The sequence below is a fragment of the Hymenobacter ruber genome (genome assembly GCF_054783255.1).
The window spans coordinates 2,109,537-2,135,382 of the sequence record NZ_BAAGQX010000004.1; the positions used below are offsets into that span (position 1 = coordinate 2,109,537).

Below are 25,846 nucleotides of genomic sequence, written 5' to 3' on the forward strand. Positions count from 1 at the left end.
CTGCCGTAGAAGAGGGCTATACCTTCTTCGCTTATGCCTTTTCGCTACATTCGCGCCCTCTTCACGGGGCTACTTCTTACTGCTTCGGCTCCCGGTTTCGCCCAGGCCCCGGCCCACACCGTTTTCCTGCTGGGCAACACGGCCCAGGCCGAGCTGCCCGCCGCGCGCCTCAAGTTACTGAGGTCCACGCTGGAACAGCAAACCGGCCCTTTTACGGTGGTGCACCTTGGCGACATTGTGGGCAATACCGGCCTCGTGGCCAAAGGCGACACCGCCCTGGCCCAGGCCGAGCGCGACCGCGCCGACCAGCTAATCGCGCTGGTAAAAGGCCTGCCGCAGGGCAAAATCTACTTCCTGCCCGGCGATAAGGACTGGGCCAACTCCGGCCCCGCCGGCCTGAAGGCCGTGCGCCGCCTCGAAAAGTACATCGAGAAGCAGCTGCCCGGCCAGAACGCCTTCATCCCCACCAATGGCTGCCCCGGCCCCGAAGTGGTGGACGTGGCCCCGCTGGTCCGCCTCGTGGCCATCAACACCCCCTGGTTCACGCACCCCTTCGACCGCCCCGAAGCGCCCGACACCGATTGCAAGACCCTCACCAAAGAGGAATTCCGCGAGCAGATACAGGACCTGATTGACGACACCAAGAACAAGAACGTGCTGCTGCTGGGCCACCACCCGGTCGTCACCAACGGCATATATGGCGGCCACGAGCCGCTCTCGCGCCACCTCAGCCCGCCGGTGTTCGGCACTATCTACGCGGCCTACCGCCAGAACGTGGGCACCCCGCGCGACCTCGCCAACCCGCGCTACCAGGAGCTGAAAAAGGAGCTGCTGAACACCCTGCAGAGCAACCCCGGCGTGATTTACGCCGCCGCGCACGATTTCAGCCTGCAAATCACGCCCTTCCAGGGCAACTACCACGTGGTGAGCGGCAGCTTTGCTGAAAGTGAACACGTCGGAGCGAAAGGCCAGTCGCTCTACAGCAAAAGCGAAGAAGGCTACACCACCCTCGAATACTTTGCCGATGGCACCGTGAAGACGCACGTTTTCACTTTTGACGACAAAGGCACGGCAGCCAAAGACGCTTATACCGCCACCCTCTTCCGCTCGGCCTGCGCCGAGGGAGGCGACCAGAAAGCGCCCGCTAACCCGTTCATCACCAACTGCCCCGGCGCTACCAAAACCGTAGCCGAAGCCAAGCCCGACGCGCCGTTCCAAGCCACGACCACCGTAGTGCCGGGCCCGGAGTACAAGCCCACCGGCAGCCGCGACTTCTTCATTGGCAAAATCTACCGCTCGTCGTGGCTGCAGCCCGTGACGGTTAAAACGCTGGATTTGAACACCGAGAAAGGCGGCCTGCGCCCTACTGGCAAGGGAGGAGGACGCCAGACGACTTCCCTCAAGCTCATTGCGGCCGATAGCTCGGAGTACGTTTTCCGCTCGGTAGATAAGGACGTAACCAAAATTCTGCCGCCCGAGCTGCGCAATTCCATTGCCTCCGATGTGCTACGCGACGTGACGGCCACGGCCAACCCGTATAGCAATCTGCCCATCAGCTACATGCTGGACCAGACAGACATTCTGCACGCCCGGCCGCGCCTGTTTCGCCTGCCCGACAACCAGCAGCTTGGCCCCTACCGCGAGGAATACGCCAACCTGCTCGGCACCCTCGAAGACTCGCCCAAAGACCCCAAAGCCAACCTGCCCGGCTTCGGCGGCTCCGATGAGGTGACGCGCAGCTTCGGCCTGTTCCGCAAGCTCTACAAGGACCACGACAATAAGGTGGACGCCCCCGCCCTGGCGCGTGCCCGCGCCTTCGACATGCTGGTGGCCGACTTCGGCAAGCACGAGGACAACTGGAAATGGGCCGGCTATAAGCAGAAGGACGGCGGCACACTCTACCGCCCCATCCCGCGCGACCGCGACCAAAGCTTCACCCTCTGGAACGGCTTCCTAACCTACCTCGCTAACCGCGAGTGGGCCGTGCCCAGCATCGAAGGCTTCAACACCGAATTTCAGGACATGAAAAGCCTGAACTGGCCCGCCCGCCACCTCGACCGCTTCCTGCTCCAGGACCTCACCCGCGAGCAGTGGCAGGAAACGGCCAAGTACCTGCAAGCCAAAATCACCCCCGCCGTTATCGACGGAGCCACGGCACAGCTGCCAGCCGAAATCCAGTCCTTATCGGCCCAGGACATCAACCGCAAGCTGAAGGCCCGCATTCAGGAGCTACCGAAAGCTATTGACGAATACTACCTGCTGCTGGCGCGCCGCGTCGATGTCGTAGGCTCGAACAAAGGCGAGGTTTTCCAGGTGAACCGGATGCCCGACGGCCAGGTGCGCGTGCAGATGTTTGACCGCGCCGGTGACACCGAAAACCCCAAGGGCGCGGCGCTGTTCGACCGCACCTTCAAGCCCAACGAAACCGAGGAAGTGTGCCTCTACGGCCTCGGCGGCAAGGATATTTTCACCGTGACCGGTGATGGCGGCAAGCACAGCATTCTGGTGCGCGTGATTGGCGGGGATGGTAAGGACAAAATCAGCGACAACTCCACGGCCAGCGGCCTGCGCGCCCGCACCAAAATTTACGACCTACCCGACACCGAAATGCAGCTCGGCCCCGAGTCGGACAACCGCACCAGCACCCGCCCCGGCGTGAACGAGTACGACCGCGAGCAGTTCGAATTCAACTCATACCGCCCCAGCATCGGCCTGTTCTACAACGCCAACGACGGCTTCGGGGCCAGCGCAGGCATCACTTTCCTGCGCCAGGGCTTCCGCAAGCCGGGGTATAAGAACATGTATTCGTTCGACGTGCAGGGCAGCATCAACGGCCTGTTCCAGCTCACGGCCAGCACCCGGCACCGCTACGCCATCGGCAAAGTCGACGTGGGAGCCTCGGCCAGCTACGGCGCTTACTTCCCCTTCTATCGCTTCTTCGGGCTGGGCAACAACACCGGCTTCGACCAGACGCTCTACGACAACAAATTCTACAACGCCCGCTACCAGGGCTACACCGTGAATGCCTTCCTGGAGCGCACCTTCCTCCAGCGCAGCGTTATCCGCGTCGGCCCCACATTCGAAAACTACACCAGCGACTTCGCCGGCAACACCTACCTCGGCACCATCGACACCCGCCCCGCCGACGTGCGCCCCAACACCGCCGCCCAGCGCCTGGTGGGCCTCAACGGCGTGTTCGACCTCGACCTGCGCAACCGCCCCAGCTTCGCCCAGCGTGGCGTCCGCATCCGCGTGCAGCACGACAGCTACCGCCAGCTCAGCAGCACCAAAAGCAACTTCGGCCTCACTCAAGGATTTGCCGAATACTACGGCACCGCCAAAGTTGGCATCCCCGTTACTTTGGTGCTGAAGGGCGGCGGCGCCAAAAACTACGGCCCCGACAGCGACATTCCATTCTACAAATTTGCCAGTCTGGGCCAGAACGAAGGCCTGCGCGGCTACTACCGCAACCGTTTCAGCGGTGATGCCAGCCTGTACTACAACACCGAGCTGCGCCTCGCCCTCGGCCAGGTCAAAAATGGCTTCCTTCCCTTCTACTACGGCGTGTTCGGTTTCTACGACCAGGGCCGCGTGTACTACCAGGATGCCTCGCCCGGCGGCTGGCACTCCGGCTACGGCGCGGGCTTTTACATCGCCCCGGTAGTCGAAACGCTGGCCTTTGCCGTGTCTTATCAGAAATCGGTGGAAAGCTCACTGATTCAGTTCGGACTGGGCTTCCGGCTGGATAAGTAATTGGCACTAAACAGTCTTCAGGCTGGCACGCATCCTTGATGCATGCCAGCCTGTTTTTTTTTGACGGTCCCAGCTACCGCACCGTCGACCCGTACCGACCATTGGACGAGTAGCCAGTAGTTCGATGTAACCTTCCGGTAATTTCGGGGTCTATGCCAACACAACCGGCTGAAACCAGTCCGGTCTCATTGGGTTTCACCACTATGTTATCTTGGCTACGGGCCTTTTTTCTGCGGCGCCAGCAGCTTCCGGCAATCGGGCTGGCCCTCGCCCTGAGCAGTGCGCTAACCGCGCAAGCGCAGGATACCCCGCCCCTGCCGGCCTCCGCTGATATGGTAGACGTGGCCCGGTTGGCTTTTCCCCGCCTGCCTGCGCACGATTCGCTCTCCATGCAACGCGGCCAGAAAGCGCTGCTGGTGGTGCCCGTGCTTGGCTACACCCAGCAAACCGGCGGCATCGCGCAGCTGGCCTTCAGCCTGGCCTTCGCCCGCCCGGCGGCCAACGTCTCAACCGTGCTGGCCGGGGCCGCCTACACCGCCAACGACCAGCTCATCATCACGGCCACGTCCTCCATCTGGCTGCCCGACAACCGCTGGTACTTCGTGGGCGACTGGCGCCTGATGCGCTACCCCCAAAGCACCTACGGCCTGGGCATGTACACCAGCACCACCGACCGCGTAGTGAGCATGAACTACAACTACCTGCGCGTCTACGAGAGTGCCTTGCGGCGCGTGGCCCCGGCCTGGTACGCGGGCCTGGGCTACCAGCTCGATTACCATTGGGGCATTGTGAGCCGCAACAGCTTCCGCGAGGTGAGCCGGATTTCGCGCTACCGTTTCGGGGTTGAAGGCACGTCGATATCGTCGGGGCCGATTTTGTCGCTGCTGCACGACAGCCGCGCCAACGCCATCAACCCACAGGGCGGCGACTACCTCAGCACCCAGCTACGCACCAACCTGAAGGCTTTCGGCAGCACCACTGCCTCCGACATGCTGCTTATCGACGCCCGTACCTACCTGCACCCCTCGCCGCGCTCAACCAATATCCTGGCGTTCTGGTCCTACAACGCCATCACCATCGCCGGCAATCCGCCCTTCCTCGACCTGCCCAGCACCGGCTGGGACACGTACAGCAACACCGGCCGGGGCTTCATCCAGGGTCGTTTCCGGGGCGATGACCTGCTCTACGGGGAGGTCGAATACCGCTACGGCATCACCCGCAACCACCTGCTGGGCGGCGTGGTCTTCGCCAATGCCCAGAGCGTGACCGAGCAGGAAAGTCGGCGCTTCGAGAAAGTGGTGCCCGCCGCCGGAGCCGGCCTGCGCCTGCGCCTCAACAAGGTTTCCAACACCAACTTGGCCATCGACTATGGTTTTGGGGCCGACGGTTCCAATGGCTTGTCGCTGAACCTGGGCGAGGTTTTTTGAGTAAGCAGGGATTTAGCAAAGCTACCCGCCCAGCAGCCAAAACCAATGCCCAAAGCCCCGTCTGGCGGCTTACCTTTGGACTTTACTTATCCCTCGCTCCTGCATGAATTTCCCCCTTCGCAAGCTCGCCGCCATTGATATTGGGTCCAACGCCGTTCGTTGTCAGATATCGGCCGTGCTGTATTACGAAGGGCGCTACCGCCTCAAGCGCGTCGAGTACGTGCGCTTTCCCATGCGCCTGGGCGAGGACGTGTTTGCCAGCGGCGAGATTTCGCCCGCCAAGGAGGAGAAATTCGTCAAGTTCCTGCACTCCCTGCGCCTGCTGATGGAAGTGCACGACGTGGCTCATTACCTCGTGTGCGCCACCTCAGCCATGCGCTCGGCCGCCAACGGCGCGGCCATTGCCGCCCGCGTGCGGCAGGAACTGGGCATGGAAATCAAGGTAATCGACGGCCAGGACGAAGCGTTTTACATCAACCGCGTTATCGAGCACGTGCTGGAAGACAAGCGCCACTACCTGCACATCGACGTGGGCGGCGGCAGCACCGAGTTCAACATTTACCACGACCGCCGCAAGGTTGCCGCGCAGTCGTTCGAAATCGGCTCCATCCGCCGCATGCAGCAGGAAGAGAGCGGCGAAGTCGGCACCGAAGCCCAAGCCGAGCTCTGGACCCGCATGGAAGCCTGGGTGCGCGCCAACGCCCGCAAGTACCACGTCACCCGCGCCATCGGCACGGGCGGCAACATCAACAAAATCTACAGCCTCACGTCCTCCGACCCCGATAAGCATATCACCCGCCGCGCCATCGAAACCACGCTCAAGCGCCTTTCCGGCCTGAGCATGACCGAGCGCGTGAACGTGGCCATGCTCAACCCCGACCGCGCCGACGTCATCATTCCCGCCGGCCACATCTACCTCTCGGCCATGCAGTGGGCCAACGTCAACACCATGGTTGTGCCCGACATTGGCCTGAAAGATGGCATGCTCCAAGCCCTATTCGAGGAGTTTTTCGACGAGCTAAGCCCCGAAGGCGGTCACCCCGCCATCCTCCCCGTCCCCGACGTGCAGAATCAGCCCGCCGAAATGGAATAACGGGTGGGCTGTTATGGTGCGAGTGAAGCGCCCACCTGTCATTGCGAGCGGTCCGGTTACACTTTCGCCGCTCCCACAGCCGCTTCGTCAATATGCCCCACGGGCGTTGCGTCATCCTCGCACGCATCATCTTGCTCGCCGCCTTCACCAAATGAATCATCCCGTGCATTGGCTTCGATGGAATCCATCACGCTGAGCGCGGCGGCCGCTTCCGAGGCCTCCAGTGCCGCCGCCACGTCGAGGCGGCGCTGGTCCTGTACGCCCAGTAGCGCCAGCAGGCCCTCGGGCGTGGCGGTGGCCAGCTGAGCCTCATCGCGCTTGAAAAAGTCTTTGTGTACGTTCACCACGGGCTCGCCGGGAGCCGGATGCTGCCGGATATAGGCCCCGTCCTCCCGCATTACGTAGCTATTCTGATTATCCATCATATTCATCATCAGAATATTAATGGCCTCCCGTTTAAGCTGCGGGTTCACAATCAGGAACAAAGCCTCAATGCGCCGGTCGAACGAGCGCACCATGATGTCGGCCGAGCCGGCATACACCTTGGCATCGCCGCCGTTGTGGAAGTAAAACAGCCGCGTGTGCTCCAGGTACTCGCCCACAATGCTGCGCACCTCAATGTTCTCGCTCAACCCCGGCCGCCCCGGCCGCAGGCAGCAAATGCCGCGCACGATAAACCGGATGGGCACGCCTGCTTTAGCCGCGCGGTAAAACTCGTCGATAATCTCCTTATCCTCCAAGGAGTTCATTTTCATCACAATGCCGCTGGGCAGACCTTTTTTGGCGTGCTTCACTTCCTCCCGAATGAGATGGATGAGCTGCTGCCGCATGTCCTTCGGCGCCGTGATGAGGTATTCGTAGTCATCCGGCTGCGAGTGGCCGGTGATTACGTTGAAGAACTCCGACACGTCGTGCCCGTACACATCATTGGTAGTCAGCAAGCTAACATCGGTATAAAGGCGCGAGGTCTGCTCATTGTAGTTGCCCGAGCCGATGTGCACGTAGCGCGTCACCTTCTCGCCCTCCTTGCGGATAATCATGAGCAACTTGGTGTGCGTCTTGTACTTGCTCACCCCATAAATCACGAAGCACCCGGCCTTTTCCAGCCGTGCGCCTTCCCGAATATTCTTCTCCTCATCAAACCGGGCCTTCACCTCAAACAGCACCGACACGTGCTTGCCGTTCTCGGCCGCTTTCAGCAGCGCCGCCGACACGCGGGAATCATCGGCCAGCCGGTAAATGGTTTGCTTGATGCCCAGCACGTGCGGGTCCACAGCCGCCTGCTCCAGCAGCCGCACCATTGGCTCGATGCTGTTGTAGGGGTGGTGCAGCAGCACATCGTGGTGCTTGAGGTATTCAAACAGGTTTTCGTCGGCGCCATCGGGCAGGCTCAGGGGCTGCACCGAAGCCGGCGTCTTGGCGGCACGTCCCCGGAAATTGGGGTGGCGCACAATCTGCCACAGGCCTTTCAAATCAATCAGCGAATTGATAACAAATACGTTACCATTATCAATATTCCACCGCTCGCGCAACACGTTCATCAGCACCAACGAGGCGTTGGGCTCCACCTCCACGCGCACCACGCGGCCGCGCTTGCGGGTTTTCAGGCCCACCTGAATTTCCTTGATGAAGTCGTTGTCGATATCATCGGATTCTTCTAGGGTGAAATCCCCGTTGCGGGTGATGCGGAAAAGGTCGGCCGATACAATTTCCACGTTGCGAAACAGGCGCGGCAGAAACTCGCGCACCACTTCCTCAATGGGCACAAAAATGACTTTGTCCTTGCGCGTGAGCTCAAAAAACCGCGTCAGGTTCTGCGGAATCTGCACGAAGGTGAGACGCTCCTGTCCTTTTTCAGCCTCGCCATCCAGCCCCACCGCAATGCCGTTGCCAATGCGTGTAACTACCCCAAAGATGAGCATCTGGTTCATCATCAGCGGGAAACCGTGGTACGAGTCGTACACCATCGGCGTGAGCAGCGGAAACACGGTGTTCTTGAAGTAGCCGTCGGCCTTCTTCACTTCGAGTTCCGTCAGGTCGCTCATCTTGAGAATGTTGAAGCCGTTCTTTTCAAAGTTCGGCTTCAGCTCATTCAAATAGGTCAGGCTCTGGTCATTCACAAACCGGTGCGCAAAATCGAGCAGCTTGCGCCGAAACGGCAGCTCGCGCAGGCCCGAGTAGTCAATCCGCTCCTTGCCGTAATCGAGGTAGTTATACAGCGAGCCTACCCGAATCATGAAAAACTCGTCTAGGTTCGAGCTGGTGATGGCCAGGAACTTGAGCTTATCAAACAGGCCCCGGCTGGCGTCCTGCACCTGGTCGAGCACCCGGTAGTTGAACCGCAGCCAACTCAAATCGCGGCTGATGTACTTGCTTTTGCGGATAAGGTCGGCGGACTTGAAGAGCTTCATAATGGATAAGGATGACAGGACAAAATACGTGAAAGATGCCCCGGGAATAACACTCTACGCGGAAATAATAGCCGTAGCTTCAATTTCGACCAACAATCGCGGGTCAATCAGCGCCTTAACTTCTAACATGGACGCTGCCGGCCGGATTGTCGCGAAAACTTCGCCGTGCGCCCGCCCCACCTCCTCCCACTGCGAGATGTCGGTTACGAACATGCGCGTGCGCACCACATCATCAAACGATGCGCCGGCAGCATTAAGTGCCGCCCCTATTTTCTCCAGCACGCGCTTGGTCTGACTGTAGGCATCGCTGCCGGTCACGGCGTCGCCGTCCTGGGCCGTGGTGCCGGCCACTTCCACCACGTTGCCCACGCGCACGGCCCGCGAATAGCCCACCACTGCCTCCCAAGGTGCGCCGGAAGAAATTAGTTGTCGCATCAGTTCCTTAAGTTCCCTCAGGCTTCACCCGAAGCCCAGCCATACAAAGCAAGCCAAAAAAGAAGGGCAACCGCAAACGGCTGCCCTTCTTCAATCAGTTAAATCTGTTTAATTCACAGAATCTGCGGTCCAGATTACACGTCGAGCTTCGCGTATTTGGCGTTGCGCTCGATGAAGTCGCGGCGCGGGGCCACTTCGTCGCCCATCAGCATCGAGAACAGGTGGTCAGCCTCAGCGGCCGATTCTACCGTTACCTGCTTTAGGGTGCGGGTCATGGGCTGCATGGTGGTGGTCCAGAGCTGCTCGGCGTTCATCTCGCCCAAGCCTTTGTAACGCTGCACGTTCACCGTTTCGGGCTTGCCACGGCCGAGGTCTTCCTGGGCCTGGGCGCGCTCTTCCTCGGTCCAGCAGTAGCGCTCCTCTTTGCCACGCTTCACGAGGTAGAGCGGCGGCAGGGCGATGTAAATGATGCCCCGGTCCACCAGCTCGCGCATGTAGCGGAAGAAGAAGGTCAGAATCAAGGTCCGAATGTGCGAGCCGTCGATATCAGCGTCGGTCATGATAATGACCTTGTGATAGCGCAGCTTGTCGAAATTCAGCGGGCCGGTTTCGGCGCCCTCTTCATCGGTGGTAAAGGCCAGCGACTTGCGCTCGTTGAAGCTCACGCCCAACGCGGTAATCATGTTCTTGATTTCCTCGTTTTCCAGAATGCGGTGCTCCTGGGCCTTCTCCACGTTCAGGATTTTACCGCGCAACGGCAAAATGGCTTGGAACGCCCGGTTACGGCCCTGTTTGGCCGTGCCACCAGCCGAGTCTCCTTCGACCAGGTACAGTTCGCAGATTTCGGGGTCCGATTCCGAGCAGTCGGCCAGTTTGCCCGGCAGGCTGTTCGATGACAGCACGCCCTTGCGCTGCACCATGTCCTTGGCCTTACGGGCAGCGATGCGGGCCTTGGCGGCCAGAATCACCTTCTCCATAATCTTGTTGGCCTGGTTGGGGTTCTCGTCCAGGTACTGCGTCAGGATTTCGCCCACCACCGAGTTCACCGCACCGCTCACTTCCGAGTTGCCCAGTTTGGTTTTGGTCTGGCCCTCGAACTGCGGCTCGGCCACTTTCACCGAGATAACGGCCGTGAGGCCTTCCCGGAAGTCATCGCCGGTGATTTCTACCTTGGCCTTTTCGAACAGCTTGTTCTTGTCGCCGTAGTTTTTCAGCACCCGCGTCACGGCCGAGCGGAACCCACCCACGTGCGTGCCGCCTTCGATGGTATTGATGTTGTTGACGTAGGAATAGACGTTTTCCTGGTACGAGGTATTGTACTGCAACGCCACTTCCACCGGCGTGCCGCCCTTCTCGCTTTCCACGTAAATGGGCTCCGAGAGCAGCGAGGGGCGCTGCTCACCGTCGAGGTATTGTACGAAGTCGCGCAGGCCGCCGGTCGAGTAGAACTCTTCGCCCCGGAACTCACCACCTTCCAGCTTCTCGCGGCGGTCGGTGAGGGTAATGCGGATGCCTTTGTTGAGGTACGAAAGGTCACGCAGGCGCGAGGCCACGGTGTCGTAACGGTACTCGGTTTCGGAGAAGATGGTAGCGTCCGGCAGAAACTGTACTTCGGTGCCGTGCTCCTCGGTGTCGCCCACTTCCTTCACTGGATACTGCGGGAAGCCAATTTTATACTCCTGCTCGTACTTGTGGCCATTGCGGCGCACGGTCACTTTCAGGTCGGTGCTCAGCGCGTTCACGCAGCTCACGCCCACGCCGTGCAGGCCACCTGATACTTTGTAGGAGCCTTTATCAAACTTGCCGCCAGCGTGCAACACAGTCAGCACCACTTCCAGGGCCGACTTGCCTTCCTTGGCGTGCCAGTCAACAGGAATGCCACGGCCGTTGTCGCGCACGGTCACCGAGTTGTCCTCGTTGATGGTCACGTTAATCAGGTCGCAATGCCCGGCGAGGGCTTCGTCAATCGAGTTATCGACCACCTCCCACACCAGGTGGTGCAGGCCTTTCAGGCCGGTATCGCCGATGTACATGCTGGGCCGCTTGCGCACGGCCTCCAATCCTTCGAGTACTTGAATGCTGTCGGCCGAATAGTCCGACTGGGGAATCTTTGCTGTTGTTTCGCTCATGAGGGCGGGATTAAATCAGGTCATAAAACCGCCCCACGGGCGGCTAGGTACTGAACACTCAAAAGTACATATTTAATCCCATTTTGAGTATTTTTTGCGGTATTTATCCTCGGATTTTTTCATTTCTCCGGCCACCGAAAAAGGAGACGTGGCGGGGGCTCCAAGCGTCTGCAAACCGGCATAAAAAAGGGCCTTCCTCCGTAGAGAAAGGCCCTTTTACAAAAGCAGGCGAGCTACTTAGTCAATCACAATCTTCTGGGTAGCCAGGCCGGCATCCGTGCGGATTTGCAGGGTATACACGCCGGTTTTCTCACCACTCAGGTCGAGGTTGATTTTGCGCGAGCCGATGGCAGCTGCGTTCAGGGTCTGCGACTTCACCTGACGGCCCAGGGCATCCGAAACGGTAAGCACGGCGCCCGTTTTCAGCTCCGAACCTAGGTCCACGTTGAACACGCCCGAAGCGCTGGGGTTGGGGTACACGTTCAGAGCGCTTTGCAGGGCAGCATTGCGGGTTGCGGTAGCCGTGATGGTACCGGCGTACTTGTAGATGCCACCCACGCCGTTAACATCTGTGTATAAGCCGCTGTAGCCAACCGTGGTGCCAGGCGTGGTGCCGGGAATCAAGTCCATGCTAAAGAAATAGCCGGGGGCATTCAGGGTAGTACCCGAGAGCGTAATGGTCGTCCAGTTCACACCATCGGTGCTGTAGGACGAGCCAAAGTCTTCCGGAGCCTGATTGGTGGCGGGCACGGGGAAACGCGGGCCGGTGCTATAGTACACCCCGTTCACGGCGTCGAGGTCGTTGCGATAGAAGTTACCGGAAGTAGTATTGTTAGGGGTAATCTGTGTCCAAGTGGCACCGCCGTCGTTGGTGCGGGCGTAGGTTACCGACGAAATAGCACCAGCGGTGGTATTATAGCCGAAAGCAATGCCGTTGTTGGCATCCTTGAAGGCAACCTTGTCAATCAGATAAGTAATCGGGGTGGGAGCCGAAGCCGTCCAGGTCAAGCCTTTATCGGTCGATTTGAACACCCGAACCTGCGAAGTCTGGCTCGAAGAAGCCATGCCAACCCAAATGGTGTTGCCCAGCGCGAAGTAAGCACCGGCATTGCCGTACTCGTTTGCGAGGGGAGCAGGCACGTTGCTGGTCAAACGGTTCCAGGTAGTGCCGCCGTCGGTGGTACGCAAAATTTCAAAAGCACCATTGGTAGGGTCGCCCAGGGCTACGCCCGTAGTTGCATCGAACATGTGCACCCAGTTGCAGAACCCGCCGGCGAACTGTGCAGCCGTCGTTACTTTAGTCCAGGACTGGCCACCGTTGGTGGTTTTCACAATCTCGCCACCATAGGTAGCGGCACCATCGAAAGTGCTGCCCGGGAAGGAGCACGCTACCGCAGTAGTGGCGTTTATACCAGAAATATTGCCGACCGTAGAGCTTTTGGTGGGGCCGGAGGTTACGGAAATTTCGCCCCAATCGAACTGGTCACCAGCGGCGTTGTTGCTGCGGATAAAGTTTCTTGGAATAGAAGCAGGAGCGGTTGATGCTACCTTATCGGAAGTTACCCCCCACACCATCGTTGGCGAAAGCGTGCTGAGGTTAACGACGTTGGACTGGCCCAGGATATTGCTGGTGGGGACGTTAACTATCGTCCAGGGGTTAGTTTGCGCATTGGCGTGACCGGCAAACCCGAGCAGACCCAAAAAGAGTAAGGATTTTTTCATGGCAACTGGGTGAAATTTGAGGAGGATGTTGGGTTTAAAAACGGGTGGCTAAAAAGAACAGGCAACTGCCATCGTTTAGCTATGCACTAAACGAAAGAGTTTGTTTTCGGGGTCCAAGATAAGCAGGGATGTCGATTTCACCGCAAAATAACCGACTTGTTTCGCAGAAAATGGCATTGGCAATGTTGCTCCAAGCTCATATCCGAGGCTTCGCTGTTCTTGCCAGCCTTTGTTTTGCCACCAGCTTGGCCCAAAATGCAAAAGGCCCTCCCCGTTTCGGGGAGGGCCTTGTACAGTGGCCCCGTTTGGATTCGAACCAAAGACCGACTACTTAGAAGGTAGTTGCTCTATCCAGCTGAGCTACGGGGTCGAAACGGGGCAAAAAAATGTCGGGGTGGCAGGATTCGAACCTACGACCTCCTGGTCCCAAACCAGGCGCGATACCGGGCTACGCTACACCCCGAAAAAAATAATGTTGAGTTAAGAAAACGACTTGTTGGTTGGAGCCCCAACGAGCTGCTTTCGCAACCCAACATTATGGTGGAGAAGGGGGGATTCGAACCCCCGGTAACCTTTAGAGCTACGGCAGTTTAGCAAACTACTGGTTTCAGCCACTCACCCACTTCTCCGGCTGTTGTTCGCTTCCGTCTGAAGCGGGTGCAAATATACGGGCCGAAGTGAAAGAGCCATGCTTTTGCGAAAAAAAATCTCTTCGCCGCTAAAAGCCGATGCGCGCCACGCGGGGCTATCTGCCAATCAGCTCAGGCCATTAGGACGCTGGATGGCACCGGCTGCTGAATGCAAAAAAATGGGCGACCCAGCCTCACGTAGTAATATTGGTGCTCATTTTGACTAGACGTGCTGACCTGGGCTTATCCTGATTTTATAGCGGCGGCGCTGGCATTGGGCCTGGTGCTGGGCTTGCTGGTGTGGCACTGGCGGCGCGGCGGCTGGCTGGCGCACCTGCTGGGCAGCCGGCCGCGGCACCGCGGCTGGAAGGCCTTGCTGCGTATAGTGGCGGGCAGCCTGCTCCTGGCAGCCGTGCTGGGCCCGTCGCTAGGGGTGAGCCAGCAGCCCGTGCGAACGGCTGGCAAAGACGTGTGGCTGCTGGTGGATGTGTCGCGCTCGATGGATGCCACCGACGTGGCCCCTACCCGCCTGCTGCGCGCGCAGGCCGAATTGCAGGACCTGGTGGCCCAGTTCCCGGCCGACCGGCTGGGACTGGTGGTGTTTGGGGCGGAGGCGGTGGTACAATGTCCGCTCACCTACGACCAGGCGGCGGTGCAGACCTTTATTGCTACGCTGCGCACCAGTCTGCTGCCGGCTGGCCCCACCACACTACAGGCACCGCTGGAATTGTTGTTGAGCCGCCTGACGGTGGCTCCCAACGCCGGTAGCCCTGCTCCGCCCCGCGCCACGGCCCTGGTGGTGGTGAGCGACGGCGAGGACTTTGGCGAGAACCTGGAACCCACGCTACGAGCCCTGGGCCGCACCGGGGCCCGTATATATACAGTAGGGGTGGGCACAGCGGCGGGGGCCAAAATCCCCAAAGCCAATGGCAGCTTCGTGGTGGACGGCCGGGGCCGGGCCGTGCAAACCCGCCTGCGTGAAGGCCCGCTGCTGCAGCTGGCCGCTCAAACCGGCGGGCAGTATGCAGAGCTAACCAACCAGCAGAATGGGTTTGGGCCGCTGCTGCGCTCGTTGCGGGCCATGCAGGGCACCGCCGAACAGGTGCGTACCGTGGCCGTGGCCGACAACCGCTACCGCTACCCATTGGCGGCGGCGCTGCTGCTGCTGGCGCTGGATGTGGCGCTTACCATCACCATTATACGGCCATGAAGCAGCTCGTATTAATTCTGCTGGTGCTGGGGGGGCCGGCATGGCACCTGCTGACGGGGGTGCGCGACCGAAACGTAGCGGTGGCCGACGCTACGGCAGCGTATGCCCGGGGCAATGCGGCACGCGCGGCACAGGCATTTGCGGCGGCGCTGGCGGCCCAACGCCAGAAGAGCCCGGACCCGCGCCTGGTGCTCAACCTGGCCCATGCCCAAGTGCTGGCCAACCAGCCGGGAGCTGCGCAGGCTACTTATGGTCGCTTATTGACGGGCACGCCGGCCCGGCTGGGCAGTATTGCCCGGCAGCAGCTAGCGGTGCTGGCGGCACAGCGGGGCGAACTGGCGCAGGCACTGAGCCTGTTGCGGCAGGCGCTGCTGCTCGACCCCACCAATGCCGGGGCGCGGCTTGATTATGAAGCGGTGAGCGACTACCTGGCCCGCCGGCCCAATAGCCCACAGATTTCGGCCCCGCCGAAAGCGCCGGCTCCCGGTAAACCCAAAGATTCGAACGAGAAGAACGCACCCGAGAAAAATAAGCCGGGTGAGAAAGCAGGCACGGACCGCAAAGGCGAAGTCGACGATAACAAGCCGGCCCCGCCCTCCCCGACTGCGCCCCAGGCCAGTCGGCCCGACGCGGCGGGCCAGCCGGATGACCAGCGCCCCACCGCCCTCCCCGGCAACGCCGCCAACGGCGGCCGCGCTCCCGGCAATGGTCCGGAGCAGCCCGTGGCTAGTGGTGCCACGCCCGGTAGTCAGCGCGGCCTGGACCGCACCAGCACTACGGCCGGCCCGGCAGCTGGTGGGCGCAGCAACCGGCCCGGCTCCGATGCTGCCACGGCTGCCGACCTCAGCCTGCAAACCCAGCGCGAGCGCTTGCAGGCCATGAACCTAAGCCCCGCCCAGGCTCGGCAGCTGCTGGAAACCCTACGGGCGCAGGAGCAACAGTATTTGCAGCAGCTCACACGCCCGGCGGCGCAGAAATCCGACCCCGGCAAGCCAACCTGGTAAGATTTTTTGCCTGATTCAGCAAGTCATTTTCTGTCGCAATTTCTTCAGTGCTAACAACTGTTAGGCAGGCCGGTGGTTGGGGCGTAGTAAATCCGTACTTTTGCGGCCTGATTCAACCTCCCACCCCAACCCTTTCAGTTTCCTGAATTATGCAGATTAAAGAAGTTGTCATCATCTCGGCCGTTCGCACGCCGATTGGTTCGTTTGGCGGGGCACTGTCGTCGCTGTCGGCTACTGAGTTGGGCGCTATTGCCCTGAAAGGCGCGCTGGAGAAAGCCGGCGTGGCGGGCTCCGAAGTGGAGCAGGTGATTATGGGCAACGTGATTTCGGCCAACCTGGGCCAGGCTCCGGCCCGCCAGGCGGCCAAGAAAGCCGGCCTGCCCGACTCTGTGGAGTGCACGACCGTGAACAAGGTGTGTGCCTCGGGCTCAAAAGCCATTATGATGGCAGCGCAAACCATTATGCTAGGCCAGGCCGATGTGATTCTGGCCGGTGGCATGGAGAGCATGAGCAACGTGCCTTATTACCTCGACAAGGCTCGTTTTGGAGCTAAGTACGGTCATGGCCAGATGATTGACGGCCTTGTGCGCGACGGCCTCTGGGACCCGTACCACGACTACGCCATGGGCAACGCGGCCGAAAACACGGCCAAGGAAATGGGCATCACCCGCGAGCAGCAGGACGCTTTTGCCATCGAGAGCTACACCCGTAGTGCTGCCGCCGCAAAGGCAGGTAAGAAGAAGGATGAAATTGTGCCCGTGAGCATCGAGAGCCGCGGCAAAACCACGGTGATTGAGGACGACGAAGAATACACCAAAGTTGATTTTGCCAAAGTGCCTGGCCTGAAGCCCGCCTTCATCAAAGATGGCGGCACCGTGACGGCCGCTAATGCATCGACCCTGAACGACGGCGCCGCCGCCGTGCTGCTGATGAGCCGCGAGAAAGCCGAAGCCCTAGGCCTCACGCCCATCGGCCGCATCCTGGGCTTCGCCGATGCCGAGCAGGCCCCGGAGTGGTTCACGACTTCGCCCGCGCTGGCCATTCCGAAAGCGCTGAAAAACGCTGGAAAAACGGCTGCTGACGTGGATTTTTACGAAATCAACGAGGCTTTTTCGGTCGTTTCGCTGGCCAACAACAAGCTGCTGAACCTGGACGGCGGCAAGGTGAACAAGTACGGCGGAGCCGTGAGCCTGGGTCACCCGCTGGGCGCTTCGGGCGCGCGCATCGTGACCACGCTGATGAACGTGCTTAAGAACGAGGGCGGCAAAATCGGCGTGACGGGCATCTGCAACGGCGGCGGCGGGGCCAGCGCCATTGTGGTGGAGGCGCTATAGCCCGTTCTTTATCCTTGCATTCAGAAAGCCCCGCCGTTTTAATCCGGCGGGGCTTTTTTTGGCCCGAATTTTAGCAAGAAGCCTCTTCTGCACGGAAATAGCAATTCCTGCGTTCTTTCGCCTATGAAATATTTGTTGCCTTTGTTGTTGCTGCTGGCCCTCCCCTCCCACGGGCAGCGGCTGAAACGATTTATCACCTATTACGACTCGCTGAAAACCACCAAGCGCGAGGTTTATACGGCCCTAGTAGCGGCCGATACCGTGCCGCACGGCAGCTACAAGCGCTTTTACCGCAACGGCAAGCTTGAGCAACAGACCAGTTTCCGGCAGGGCAAGCGCGATTCGGCTTACGTGGAATTTCATCCCAGCGGCACGCGGCGGCTGGAGGCCACTTACCAGGACGGCATCCGGCAAGGGCCGTTCAAAACCTACTACGACGATGGCAAGGTAGCACAGGCCGGCTTTTTCGTGGATGATGAGCCCAACGGCGACCTGACCTATTACCACCCCGACGGCTCCATCCGGCTGAAAACCACACTGGTGAAGGGCCAGCCCAACGGCCCGCTGAAGGCCGTGTACCCCGATGGCAAGACCCAGGCCGAGGTGAACTACGAAAACGGCCAGCCCAACGGCGCGGTGAAATTCTATTACCCCAACGGCGCGGTGCAGAGCGAAGGCAGCTTCACGCGCGGGTTGTTGTCGGGGCCGTACAAAACGTATTATCCAAACGGGCAGATTGAGGTGGAAGTGCTGGCCGACAAGAACGGGCGAGGCCGCTACCGCAGCTACTACCAGAGCGGTAAGCTGCAGACCGAGAGCACCTACGCCCCCGCCCCGCTGGTGCAGCGCCCGATAAAAAACCAGCTCGGCGACGACCTGACCAAGCGCGTGGCCCCGCCCACCGGCACCAGCAACCTCGACGGCCCGGCCACCAGCTACTACGAAAGCGGCCAAATCAAGAGCAAGCTCACTTACCGCAACGGCATCCCCACGGGCCACGGCCTGGAATACTTCGAAAACGGCCACCTGCACGAGGAAACCGACTACAGCAACTCCGGCAAAGACCGTAAGATTGTGCGCTACCAGGACGCCGCGCCCGCGGTGGTGCAGGCCGAAGAGCAGTACAAAAACAACCGCCCCGCCGGTACCTGGCGCGAATATTACCCCGACGGCAAAGCCGTGCGCAAGCAGGAAACCTACGGCCCCAGCGGCCGGCTGGTGGGCGACCGGCTTACCTACTTCGAAAATGGCCAGGTGCAAACCCGCCAGCCGTATCTGAACGGCTTTCTGGGCGGCGTGGGGCAGGAATATTTTGCCTCGGGCAAGCTGCGCAAGGAAACCACCTACGTGCGCAGCCAGATTCAGGGGGCATTTAAAGAATACCGCGAGAATGGCACGGTGGCTGTGAGCGGCCAGTACCGCAACAGCCGCCAGAGCGGCGTGTGGACCTATTACAAAGAGGACGGCACCACCGTAGACCGCACGGTGACCTACCGCAACGGCCAACAGGTGACTGACCCCATCAAACAGCCCAAAGCCAAGCCACGCCCGCCGCTGAAACGCAAGTAGCGCTTGGACACACGTCGGTCATGCAGAGCGCAGCGAAGCATCTTGCCCGCAGTCGCTAAGCATAATTATTGAATTGCGTTACGCGATAAAGATGCTTCGCTGCGCTCTGCATGACCATTCTTTTACAGCTGTGATGAAAGCCCTGCCCTATTAGGCGGGGCTTTTTTATGCTGTTGGCTCGATTCTTTAAGCAACTCAGGCAACCGCACGAAGCAACCCGGCATCTAACGCTTCGAACCCGATTCCTCCGCAAACCCCTTCGAGGCTCGTACGCCAAAATTATTTTTCTGGCGTTTACAATCTGAATTTCAGCTGGTAACAATTTCAAAAGCTTTGCTTAACAGAAATTTATTTTACCAGTACCTTGTTTTACAAAGTACCTGCTTTACATTTGTTCCATACAACGCCTAGTAGCTGCCGTCAGCGTGTACCAAAGACGGCCCGCTACCCGGCGTGGCTTCACACTCACCGGGGATTCGGGCCCCGGACCCCTCACCTCCCCAGCGGAACCGCGGCCGCTGCCGGACCTGAGCCGCCCCTCGCCCGACCTCATCTTTTTCGCTGCACCATGAAAACCTTTTTCACGCCACTCACTGGTTTCTGCTTTGGCCATCTGCTGCTTGCTTCGGCCACGATGATGTTTTTGCCCATCGGGGCGGCCATGGCCCAAACGGCCGGCCCCGGCCGCGTGAGCGGCAGCCTGGTGGAGGCTGGCTCCGGCCAGGCCGTGCCTTTCTCCGATGTGCTACTGCTGCGCTCGGCCGATTCCACGTTTGTGGCGGTGGCCCAGACTACTGAGCAGGGCACTTTTAAAGCGGCTGCGCTGCCGCTGGGCACCTACTTGCTGCGGGTGCAGGATTTGAACTACGGCGTGCTGCGCCGCCGCTTCACACTCACGGCCGCCGCGCCTTCGCTGGAATTATCGGGCTTGAAGATGAGCGCGGCCAAGGCTACCAAGCTGGGCGAAGTGGTGGTGACGGGCCAGAAAGCGGCTGTGGTAGAAGAGTTGGGCAAGCGCGTGATTAACGTCGACAAAGACCTGGGCAGCGTGGGCGGCACGGCGGCCAACGTGCTCCAGAACGTGCCCTCGGTGAGCGTGGACGTGAATGGCACGGTGAGCATGCGCGGCACGTCCAACGTGACCATTCTCATTGATGGCAAGCCGGCGGGCGTGAGCAACGGTGGCACCGGCGGCCCCCGCCTCGACCAGATTCCGGCCTCGCGCATTGCCCAGATTGAGGTGATTACTAACCCCTCGGCTAAGTACGACGCGGCCGGCGGCGGCGGGGTTATCAACCTCATCACCAAAAAAGAAACCCGCACCGGCACCAACGGCACCGCCGCCTTCAACCTGGGCACCGCCGACAAATACAGCGGCAACCTGAACCTGAGCCGCAAAGTGGGCAAAGCCACCTGGACGGCCGGCTACAATGGCCGCGACGTGACCTACCTCAACCACGGCCACAGCGAGCAAACGGCCCTGCTCGGCCCCGGCGAAACCGTGCGCACCACCCAGCAAGGCGTGGGCAACGAAATCCACCGCAACCACTCGCTGGAGATGGGCGTGGAATTGGAACTGCCCAAAAACCAGAGCCTGAGCCTGAACGTGAGCCCCAAAATGGAGCGCAACATTGAAGGCGAAAGCCAGGACCTGACCCAGCAAACCAACAGCGGCCCGGTGCAAAAGACTATTGGCCGCCAGGACCTCGACGTGAAAGTGAAACTGCTGGAAGCCGACGGCAACTACCGCCGCACCTGGGAGGCCCACAAGGGCCGCGAGCTCACGGCCAACTTCGGCACCGTAATCATTGACGCCAACGTGCCGGTGGTGCAGCGGCAGTACGCCGAGGCGGGCTCGGGGAGCGTACCGCAGCCCGGCACCCGGCAGCTGCTCGACCTGCTGGCCGACATTGAGTACGGGCAGGTGGACTACGTGCACCCGCTGGCCGACGGCAAAGGCCGCCTCGAAATGGGCGCCAAAGTAGAGCGCCAGGCCAATAAGGGCAGCAACAGCTTCGGCTATGCCACCAGCGAAACCCGCCCCAACGACTTCCAGGACGACCCCGCCCGCTCGCTCACCTACAATTCCAACCAGGTGGTGCCCGCCGCTTACGTCACCGCCCAGCACAGCTTCGGCAAGCAGTGGAACGCCCAAGCTGGTCTGCGCTCCGAATACACGCATTTGGATGGCTCCATTCAGGGCGGCGCGGGCATTGCCCAGCGCGGCACCCTGAGCCAGGACTACCTGAGCTTCTTCCCTTCGGCCCTCATCAGCCGCGACTTTGGCAAGGAAGCCGGCCAGAACCGCCTGCAGCTGAGCTACGCCCGCCGCCTCAATCGCCCGGGCTTTATGCAGCAGCTGCCGCTAGCCATCTACCAGGACCCGCGCAGCTACCGCTTAGGCAACCCGCGTTTGCAGGCCGAATTCAGCCACAACATTGAGCTGGGCCACCAGCTCACCATCGGGCAGGCCACCATCACCAGCACCGCGTTTGCCCGCATCACCACCAACTCCATCCAGCGCCTGCGCTTCGTGGACACCCTGGCTACCCGCCTGGCCGGTAACGCCGGCCTGGTAACGGCCGAAACCTACGCCAACCTGGGCACCACCACCAACCTCGGGGCCGAGTTCAGCCTCAACCAGCCCCTGGCCAAATGGTGGCGCCTGAATGCCAGCACCAGCCTCTACCGCGCCCAGATTGCCGGCAACGGCGTCGGCAACAACCGCACGGCCTTCATCGCCACGGCCCGTCTTACCAACAACTTCACCATCCGCCCCACCCTCGATTTGCAGCTGAGCGGCAACGTGCGCTCTGCTCAGCTTACGGCCCAGGGCCGGCAGCTGGCCTCCGGGCAGGTCGACATTGCCCTGCGCCAGCGTCTGTTCTCGGACCGTGCCGCCCTCACCCTGCGCATTGCCGACTTGCTCAACACCCAGCAGTACCGCAACGAAATCGCCACCGACGTGCTCAGCAGCACCCGCTACTCCAAAGACGAAAGCCGCGTGGGCTGGCTGGGCTTCACCTGGTACATCGGGGCCAGCAAGGCAAAGCCGGGCCGCATCGAGGCCGCGCCCCAGGGCGGTGGCGGCTTCGGCGGCTGAGTTTCCCCTCGTTTCCCTTCTGATTGCCATCCCGCTTTTCTCACCTTCTTCTTTCTGCAAGCTCTGTGAACAAATCCCGCCGCCAGCACATCTGCCGGCGGGATTTATGCTTGAACAGGGACCTGACTCAACACACCCATCCGGCGCGGCGCCGGTAATGCCCAGCGCGGCGACGCGATTCATTCCCTACTTTTTTCTGCAACCCTTTTTAATCCTCGCTCTATGTCAAAACAACTCCCCCTCGCGGTCGCCCTTTTGCTAGCCGCCGGTACCGTTTCGGCCCAATCGGGCAAAATCAAGGTCAAGGTGAAGCCCGGCCACACTGAAGTTGCTACAGCTCCCACCCCGGCCGCTGCTCCCACTGACTGGTCTTTGCCCTACGCCGCCAGCATCACGCCCGATGGGCTGAAAGCCGACCTCAGCGTACTGGCTTCGGATGCCTACGAGGGCCGCGAAACCGGCAAGAAAGGCCAAAAAATGGCGGCTGACTACATCGCCAAAGCCTTTGCGGCCGACGGCCTGGCCGGGCCAGTGGCCGGCTCTGATAACCCCTACCTCCAGCACTTCGACATGAACCGCTCGGTGCTGGACGCCCCGGCTTCGACCCAGGTAGTCGGCGGCAAAACCTACCACGGCAGTACCGATTTCTACGCCTTTGCGACCGATGACACCTTTGCCAAGCCCCTACCCGTGCAGCCGGTATTCATCGGGTACAGCATCAAGGAGGATAAGTATTCGGACTTCGCCGGCACCCCGGACTACAAAGGCAAGGACGTCATCCTGCTGCTGGGCGAGCCGCTGAACGTCCAGGGAAAGTCGCTGCTCGGGACCGATGGCAAGCCCAGCGCGTATGCCCAAACCAATATGAAAGCCCTTGAGGCGCGGCAGGCGGCAGTGTTCCCGTTGCAGGCCCGCTCCATTATCATGGTGATGCCCACGGCCGAGGCCTTTGCCCAAGTGCCGGCCAACTTTGGCGAGCTCATCCGCCAGGAGCGGCTGTCTTTCGTGGGCGGCAAGCCCCGGCACGGCCTGAACGTGATGATGGTATCGCCCGAGCTGGGCGCCCGGCTGCTCGGCACCACGCCGAAGGGCCTCGACCAGTACCGCAAGGCGGTGGCCAAAGCCGGCAAGGCCATTGCCTCGCCCTTCACGCCGCCCACGGCCACGGTGCAGCTGGTGCAGAAGTCCGACGTCTTCACCACCGAAAACGTGCTGGGCTACCTCGAAGGCAGCGATAAGAAGGACGAAGTGCTGGTGGTGTCGGCCCACTACGACCACCTGGGCATCAAGGACGGCGTGGTGTTCAACGGGGCCGACGACGACGGCTCGGGCACGGTGAGCGTGCTGGCGATGGCCCGCGCCTTCGCGCAGGCCAAAAAGGACGGCCACGGCCCGCGCCGCAGCCTGCTGTTTCTGGCCAATACCGGCGAGGAGGAGGGCCTGCTCGGCTCGAAATACTACACCGACCACCCGGTTTTCCCGCTCGAAAACACGGTGACGGACCTCAACATTGACATGGTGGGCCGGGTCGATTCGGCACACGTGGGCAAGGGCGACTACGTGTACCTGGTGGGCGATGACCGCCTTTCGGCTGAGTTGCACACCGTGAGCGAAGCCGCCAACCAGCAGTACAACCCCGTGGCGCTGGACTACAAGTTCAACGACCCCAACGACCCCGAGCGCATCTACTACCGCTCCGACCACTACAACTTCGCCAAGCACAACATCCCGGTCATCTTCTACACCAGCGGCGAGCACGCCGACTACCACAAGGCCACCGACGACGTGGACAAAATCGACTTCCCGGCCATGACGCGCCGCGACCAACTCATCTTTCACACGGCCTGGGCCCTGGCCCAGCGCGACACCCGCGTGGCCCTAAAACCGGAGTTTCTGCCCAGCAGCTTCACGCCCGCCCCCACCGACCTCGACCGCTACGCCGGCTCGTATGCCAGCGCCCAGTTCCCCCTCAAAATCACCCTCACCCGCGAGGGGGCGGCCCTCAAGTGCCAAGCCACCGGCCAGCCCGCTTTCGCCTTGGAGCCCGTGAGCAAGGACGTATTCAAGTTCGACCCGGCCGGGCTGCGCTTGGAGTTCGATACGGCCGCGCCCGCCTTTGTCCTGAAGCAGGGCGGCGGCACGTTTGCCTTCAAAAAAGAATAATCCACCTACTCTTTTTTCTGCGAAAAACCCCGTCATCGGCCAGGCCGGCGGCGGGGTTTGGCTTTCCGGCTGGCCCCCAGCTGGCCCGCAATGCCGCAAATAGCTCTGGTAAATGCTTCGGTCGTGCCGGAAAGTGCTTCGGGAAGGCCGGGGAGTATTTTGGTGAGGCCGCTAAATGCTTCGGTAGGGCCGGGAAGTGCCTGGGGCGTGGCGAACGTTGCTTAGGCGGGGCCGGGAGGCACTTCGGGAGGAACGGAGAGGCGTTAGATAGCGCCGGGGCTGCGCGTTGGGCTGCGGCTGGGGCTGCACGCGGCTTGTGTTTCGGCGCGGGGCTACCTTTGCCCCGTTATGCAAAAACCGAGTATTCCCAAGGGCACCCGCGACTTTGGCCCCGCGCAGGTGGCGCGCCGCCAGCACATTTTCAACGTTATCCGCCGCACGTTCGAGTCGTTTGGCTTTGCGCCGCTCGAAACGCCGACGCTGGAAAACCTCTCAGTTCTCACCGGCAAGTACGGAGACGAGGGCGACCAACTCCTGTTCAAGGTGCTGAACTCCGGCGATTTTGCCAAGGACGTGACGGCCGAGGACCTCGCCACCGGCTCGAAAGCCCTGCTGCCCAAAGTGGCCGAAAAAGGCCTGCGCTACGACCTCACCGTGCCCTTCGCCCGCTACGTGGCCATGAACCGCGGCACGCTCACCTTCCCCTTCAAACGCTACCAGATGCAGCCCGTATGGCGCGCCGACCGCCCGCAGCGCGGCCGCTACCGCGAGTTTTACCAGTGCGACGCCGACGTGGTGGGCACCGACTCGCTGCTCTGCGAAGCCGAAATCGTGCTCATGATTGCACAGGTGCTGGCCGGCCTCGGCCTACACGATTTCACCATCAAAATCAACCACCGCGGGGTGCTGCGCAATATTTACCAGGCGCTGGGCGGCGAGGGCCGCGAAACGGATTTATTCGTGGCCATCGACAAGCTCGATAAAATCGGCCGCGAGGGCGTGACCAAAGAGCTGCTGGAGCGCGGCTTTTCGGAGGGCACCATCGAAACCCTGTTTGCTCTGCTCACGGTGGAGGGCAGCTACGAAGAGAAGCTGCAGCGCCTGCTGGCCGGCTTCGTGACGGCCGGCGTGGAGCCCGACGGCACCCGCCCCACCGCCACCGAAGACGTGGCCGCGACGGACGAAATAACCGCCAGCTACCGGGGCCTCACCGAGCTGGCCGAGGTGCGCGACCTCCTGGTGGCCTCCGGCTTCCGGCAGTTCGACCGGCTCGAATTCGACCCCACCCTGGCGCGGGGCCTATCCTACTACACGGGCTGCATTTTCGAAGTCAAAATCAACAACGTGCAGATGGGCAGCGTGAGCGGCGGCGGGCGCTACGACAACCTCACCGGCTCCTTTGGGCTGCCGGGCGTGTCGGGCGTGGGCTTCTCGTTCGGCGTGGACCGGCTCTACGACTGCCTGGAGGCGCTGGATTTGTTCACCGTAACGGGTGAAACGCCCACCCGCTGCCTCATCACCCATTTCGACGTGGCCAGCGGCCGGGCCGCGCTGCCGCTGCTGGCGCAACTGCGCGCCGCCGGCATCCCCAGCGAGCTGTACCCCGACGCGAGCAAGCTGCAAAAGCAGTTCAAATACGCCGATGCCAAGGGCATTCCGCTGGTCATCGTGCTCGGGCCGGAGGAAATCGCGGCCGGCGTGGCTAAGGTCAAAATCATGGCTTCCGGCGTGGAGCGCGTGCTGCCGCTGGGCGAAGTGGTGGCGGCCCTCACGGTGGAGTAATTGAACGGCAAACTCCCCTCCTTACCAAGGAGGGGATGTTTTCGCGCCAGCGAAAACGGGGGTGGTTATGGCGTCCGGGCCG

14 protein-coding genes and 3 tRNA genes are annotated in these 25,846 nt (G+C 61.1%); 10 read left to right on the forward strand and 7 right to left on the reverse strand.

Annotated features, from left to right (window positions below; translation table 11 throughout):
• Positions 1 to 33 precede the first annotated feature (33 nt).
• The 3 genes from ACYVM5_RS19585 to ACYVM5_RS19595 all read left to right on the forward strand — a co-directional run bounded on the left by ACYVM5_RS19585 (position 34) and on the right by ACYVM5_RS19595 (position 6,273).
• A complete protein-coding gene (locus ACYVM5_RS19585; protein ID WP_460619776.1) occupies positions 34 to 3,753 on the forward strand; it encodes a BamA/TamA family outer membrane protein in 3,720 nt (1,239 codons plus the stop codon).
• A 203-nt stretch (positions 3,754 to 3,956) separates the two neighbouring features.
• Positions 3,957 to 5,180, forward strand: coding sequence for a BamA/TamA family outer membrane protein (locus tag ACYVM5_RS19590; RefSeq protein ID WP_460619777.1), 1,224 nt, complete (start codon positions 3,957 to 3,959; stop codon positions 5,178 to 5,180).
• A 103-nt stretch (positions 5,181 to 5,283) separates the two neighbouring features.
• Positions 5,284 to 6,273, forward strand: coding sequence for a Ppx/GppA phosphatase family protein (locus ACYVM5_RS19595; RefSeq protein WP_460619778.1), 990 nt, complete (start codon positions 5,284 to 5,286; stop codon positions 6,271 to 6,273).
• 56 nt (positions 6,274 to 6,329) lie between these two features.
• On the opposite strand, the gene ppk1 is transcribed toward ACYVM5_RS19595, so the two are convergent.
• From ppk1 to ACYVM5_RS19630, 7 genes are all read right to left on the reverse strand, one after another.
• Entirely contained in the window at positions 6,330 to 8,684 is a 2,355-nt protein-coding gene (ppk1, locus tag ACYVM5_RS19600) for a polyphosphate kinase (protein WP_460619779.1), read from the reverse strand.
• A 54-nt stretch (positions 8,685 to 8,738) separates the two neighbouring features.
• Positions 8,739 to 9,119, reverse strand: coding sequence for a RidA family protein (locus tag ACYVM5_RS19605; protein WP_460619780.1), 381 nt, complete (start codon positions 9,117 to 9,119; stop codon positions 8,739 to 8,741).
• Positions 9,120 to 9,253: 134 nt separating this feature from the next.
• Positions 9,254 to 11,248, reverse strand: coding sequence for a DNA topoisomerase subunit B (gene gyrB / locus ACYVM5_RS19610; RefSeq protein ID WP_460619781.1), 1,995 nt, complete (start codon positions 11,246 to 11,248; stop codon positions 9,254 to 9,256).
• A 237-nt stretch (positions 11,249 to 11,485) separates the two neighbouring features.
• The gene (locus tag ACYVM5_RS19615; protein WP_460619782.1) at positions 11,486 to 12,970 is read right to left on the reverse strand and encodes a T9SS type A sorting domain-containing protein; all 1,485 of its coding nucleotides are present in this window, start codon (positions 12,968 to 12,970) and stop codon (positions 11,486 to 11,488) included.
• A 296-nt stretch (positions 12,971 to 13,266) separates the two neighbouring features.
• Positions 13,267 to 13,340, reverse strand: a tRNA-Arg gene (locus ACYVM5_RS19620).
• A 19-nt stretch (positions 13,341 to 13,359) separates the two neighbouring features.
• Positions 13,360 to 13,433, reverse strand: a tRNA-Pro gene (locus tag ACYVM5_RS19625).
• A gap of 75 nt (positions 13,434 to 13,508) precedes the next feature.
• Positions 13,509 to 13,599: transfer RNA gene (locus ACYVM5_RS19630), tRNA-Ser, on the reverse strand.
• A gap of 229 nt (positions 13,600 to 13,828) precedes the next feature.
• Between ACYVM5_RS19630 and ACYVM5_RS19635 the strand changes: the two genes are divergently transcribed.
• The 7 genes from ACYVM5_RS19635 to hisS all read left to right on the forward strand — a co-directional run bounded on the left by ACYVM5_RS19635 (position 13,829) and on the right by hisS (position 25,764).
• Positions 13,829 to 14,809: a vWA domain-containing protein gene (locus ACYVM5_RS19635; protein ID WP_460619783.1), complete on the forward strand. Its 981-nt coding sequence runs from the start codon at positions 13,829 to 13,831 to the stop codon at positions 14,807 to 14,809.
• A complete protein-coding gene (locus ACYVM5_RS19640) occupies positions 14,806 to 15,813 on the forward strand; it encodes a hypothetical protein (RefSeq protein WP_460619784.1) in 1,008 nt (335 codons plus the stop codon). Before ACYVM5_RS19635 ends, ACYVM5_RS19640 begins: the two co-directional genes overlap by 4 nt.
• A 149-nt stretch (positions 15,814 to 15,962) precedes the next feature.
• Positions 15,963 to 17,147 (forward strand): acetyl-CoA C-acyltransferase, encoded by a 1,185-nt coding sequence (locus ACYVM5_RS19645; protein ID WP_460619785.1) that lies wholly within the window; start codon positions 15,963 to 15,965, stop codon positions 17,145 to 17,147.
• Positions 17,148 to 17,270: 123 nt separating this feature from the next.
• Positions 17,271 to 18,716, forward strand: a complete 1,446-nt coding sequence (locus ACYVM5_RS19650; RefSeq protein ID WP_460619786.1) for a toxin-antitoxin system YwqK family antitoxin — start codon at positions 17,271 to 17,273, stop codon at positions 18,714 to 18,716.
• A gap of 568 nt (positions 18,717 to 19,284) precedes the next feature.
• Positions 19,285 to 21,819: a TonB-dependent receptor domain-containing protein gene (locus ACYVM5_RS19655; RefSeq protein WP_460619787.1), complete on the forward strand. Its 2,535-nt coding sequence runs from the start codon at positions 19,285 to 19,287 to the stop codon at positions 21,817 to 21,819.
• A 222-nt stretch (positions 21,820 to 22,041) separates the two neighbouring features.
• On the forward strand, positions 22,042 to 23,982 hold the full coding sequence (locus ACYVM5_RS19660; RefSeq protein WP_460619788.1) for a M28 family peptidase: 1,941 nt from the start codon (positions 22,042 to 22,044) through the stop codon (positions 23,980 to 23,982).
• Positions 23,983 to 24,330: 348 nt separating this feature from the next.
• Complete coding sequence (gene hisS, locus ACYVM5_RS19665) at positions 24,331 to 25,764, forward strand: histidine--tRNA ligase (protein ID WP_460619789.1); 1,434 nt, start codon at positions 24,331 to 24,333, stop codon at positions 25,762 to 25,764.
• Positions 25,765 to 25,846 lie beyond the last annotated feature (82 nt).